Source organism: Christiangramia marina (assembly GCF_048285865.1).
GTDB classification, from domain to species: Bacteria; Bacteroidota; Bacteroidia; order Flavobacteriales; family Flavobacteriaceae; genus Christiangramia; species Christiangramia marina.
On record NZ_JBLVTK010000003.1, the window covers coordinates 366,786 to 369,773 of the forward strand.

Annotated in this window: 3 protein-coding genes; 2 read left to right on the forward strand and 1 reads right to left on the reverse strand. The window is 38.5% G+C overall.

Annotation, left to right across the window (positions count from 1 at the left end; all coding sequences use genetic code 11):
* Nucleotides 1-123: 123 nt before the first annotated feature.
* A complete protein-coding gene (locus ACNKXS_RS12505) occupies nt 124-1,914 on the forward strand; it encodes a DEAD/DEAH box helicase (protein WP_417921134.1) in 1,791 nt (596 codons plus the stop codon).
* Nucleotides 1,915-1,989: 75 nt separating this feature from the next.
* Nucleotides 1,990-2,748, forward strand: a complete 759-nt coding sequence (locus ACNKXS_RS12510) for a carboxypeptidase-like regulatory domain-containing protein (protein WP_141877886.1) — start codon at nt 1,990-1,992, stop codon at nt 2,746-2,748.
* On the opposite strand, the gene ACNKXS_RS12515 is transcribed toward ACNKXS_RS12510, so the two are convergent.
* Nucleotides 2,745-2,988, reverse strand: a 244-nt coding sequence (locus ACNKXS_RS12515; protein ID WP_470272071.1) for an SRPBCC family protein, incomplete at its 5' end; no start/stop codon positions are given. The genes ACNKXS_RS12510 and ACNKXS_RS12515 overlap by 4 nt on opposite strands.

Sequence of the window (2,988 nt, forward strand, 5' to 3'; positions counted from 1 at the left end):
ACGTATCTTTGCGGCTTGAAATTCCTCAGGGTGAGGATGTGTTACTGGAAGTTTAGGTTTAAGTATGTCGATTCGCTTCTTATGTAACACTTACATACGATAATCGAATACTTACAAAAAAGAATGAACGCATTCCAAGCACTCGGACTGGACGCAGATTTGCTACAGGCCATAAACGACATGGGTTTCGAAACCCCAAGTGAAGTACAGGAAAAATCAATTCCTATTCTTCTATCTCAGGAAACCGACCTGGTTTCTCTGGCACAAACAGGAACAGGGAAAACCGCAGCTTTTGGTTTTCCACTTATCCAGAAAATAGATTCCAATTCTAAAAAAACTCAGGCTTTAATTTTATCGCCAACTCGTGAACTGTGTTTACAGATCACCAATGAGTTGAAGAACTACAGTAAATACAAAAGATCTCTAAATGTGGTTGCCGTTTACGGTGGCGCTAGTATTACAGATCAGGCAAGAGCGATCGAAAGAGGAGCTCAGATCATAGTTGCAACTCCAGGGAGAATGCAGGATATGATTAGAAGAAATCTTGCAGATATCTCTTCTATTAACTATTGTGTTCTTGATGAAGCAGATGAGATGCTGAACATGGGATTCTATGAAGACATCAAAAGCATTCTTTCACACACTCCAAAACACAAAAAGACATGGTTGTTTTCAGCTACTATGCCAAAGGAGGTTGCAAAGATCGCTAAGAAATTCATGACAGATCCTGTTGAGATCACAGTAGGATCAAAGAACATGGGAACGTCTAACGTTACTCATGAGTACTACCTGGTAAATCATAGAAACAGATATGATGCACTAAAAAGGCTGGCAGATGCTAATCCTGATATCTTCTCAGTAATTTTCTGTAGAACAAAAAGAGATACTCAAAAGGTTGCGGAAAAGCTGATAGAAGATGGTTATAACGCTGCTGCGTTGCACGGTGATCTTAGCCAGAACCAACGTGACCTGGTAATGAAGAGTTTTAGAAGTAGACAAATCCAAATGCTGGTAGCTACAGATGTTGCTGCTCGTGGAATTGATGTAGATGATATCACTCACGTAATCAACTACCAGTTACCAGATGAAATAGAAACCTATACTCACCGTAGCGGTAGAACAGGTAGAGCTGGTAAGAGCGGTGTATCTATGGTGATCATTTCCAAAAGTGAGGTTCGTAAGATCCGTACTATTGAAAAGATCATTCAGCAGAAATTTGAAGAAAAGCAAATTCCTGATGGAAAAGAGATCTGTAAGATCCAGTTATTCCATCTAGCGAATGATATAAAGAAAACGGAGATCAATCATGATATTGATCCTTATCTTCCAAACATTAATGAAGCCCTGGAAGATTTCACTAAAGAAGAATTGATAAAAAAATTCTTTTCAGTTGAATTCACTCGTTTCTTTAACTATTATGAAAAGGCTCCAGATCTTACTTCAGAATCTGCAGGAGGTAGACCAGAAGTTTCAGAAGGTAATACAAGGTATTTCATAAATGTAGGTTCAAAAGATGGTTATGACTGGAAGAGTCTTAAAGACTTCCTTACAGGTGAACTAAACCTTGATAGGGATGATATCTTTAAAGTAGACTGTAAAGCAAGTTTTTCTTTCTTTAATACAGATGAGAAGCACGCTGATCTAATTCTTAAAACATTTACAGAATATCAGCAAAATGGTAGATATGTGAATGTGGAAATCACTAAAGACCAGAAGTCTGATGGCGGCGGTGGTCGTAGACGAGAAAGAGGCGGTGGCGGCGGTCGTAAAGGCGGCGGAAAAAGCTTTAACGATAAAGGCAGCTTCGGAAAAAGACGTAGCGGTTCAGATCGAGGAGACAAAAAAGGTAACCGGAAAGGAAGCCGAAACAAAAATGTCGAGAGTTCTATAAAAAGAAGAAGATCGAAAGCATAAAATAAAAGGTGCCAAACTTAGTTTAAGTTTGGCACTGTTTTTTATGAAGATTTTCTATTTTTAGGCTCGATTGCTATGAAAACATATTTACCCCTATTATTTTTTCTACTTACAGGTATCTTATCTGCACAGGAAGTAGATATTGTTGCCGGTACGGTAATGAATGCGGCTAATGACAAGCCTATTGAAAATGTACATATTGTGAACCTTAACCAGGTTAAAGGTTCTACTACTGGTGAAGAAGGGGAATTCAAACTTCAGGCAACTGTTAATGATACTTTATATTTCTCTTATCTGGGATTTAGATCGATTAGAGTTCGAGTCACCAATGACTGGCTTAAGTACGGAAATGTAAAGGTTAAGATGACCGAGCTGGGTTTTGATCTTGAAGAAGTAACGGTTACTTCCAATAACCTTACAGGCTACCTTGAGATCGACGCTAAGAATATTCCAATTTATGATAATTACCGCTATAGTATTTCTGGTTTAAATTCTGGATATGAAGGTGGTGACAAATCTCCCAACGCTGTAACGAAGGCATTACGCTCCCTTTCCAATCCTGCAGATCTCGTCTATAATATATTTGGCGCAAGACCAAAACAGATGCGGAAACTCAGGGAGATGAAGAAGGATGAAGATATTAAAGATCTCCTTCGGAACAAATTTGATCGGGAAACCTTAATGGCGTTATTACAGGTAAACCGCGCTGAAATTGATGAAATCCTGAATAATTGCAACTATTCTGAAGATTTTATGCGAACGGCAAATGATCTGCAAATCTTAAATGCCATCAACGGCTGTTACGAAGAATACAAAGTTCTTCAGAAGAATTAGCGATTTTCGAGAATCTGTTTTAATTCCTTTAATCCCTGATCAAGGTTATTTCCCATTGCTTTTTCGGGGGAATAAAAAATGCTAATGATAGTAAGCGGAAACGCAAGGTTTCCTCTAGTTCCCCAGACAATCTTGGTTTTCTCGCTATCCAATTCCTTAACACCTATATACGTAAGTGCATTAACCTTAACCGGTTTTATAAAAAGTATTTTAGTTTCAAAAACCCTGCCCTGCTTGGTT

Coding starts and splice junctions, on each gene's coding strand:
- ACNKXS_RS12505 (WP_417921134.1), top strand. CDS start 124: ATGAACGCATTCCAAGCACTCGGACTGGACGCAGATTTGCTACAGGCC.
- ACNKXS_RS12510 (WP_141877886.1), top strand. CDS start 1,990: ATGAAAACATATTTACCCCTATTATTTTTTCTACTTACAGGTATCTTA.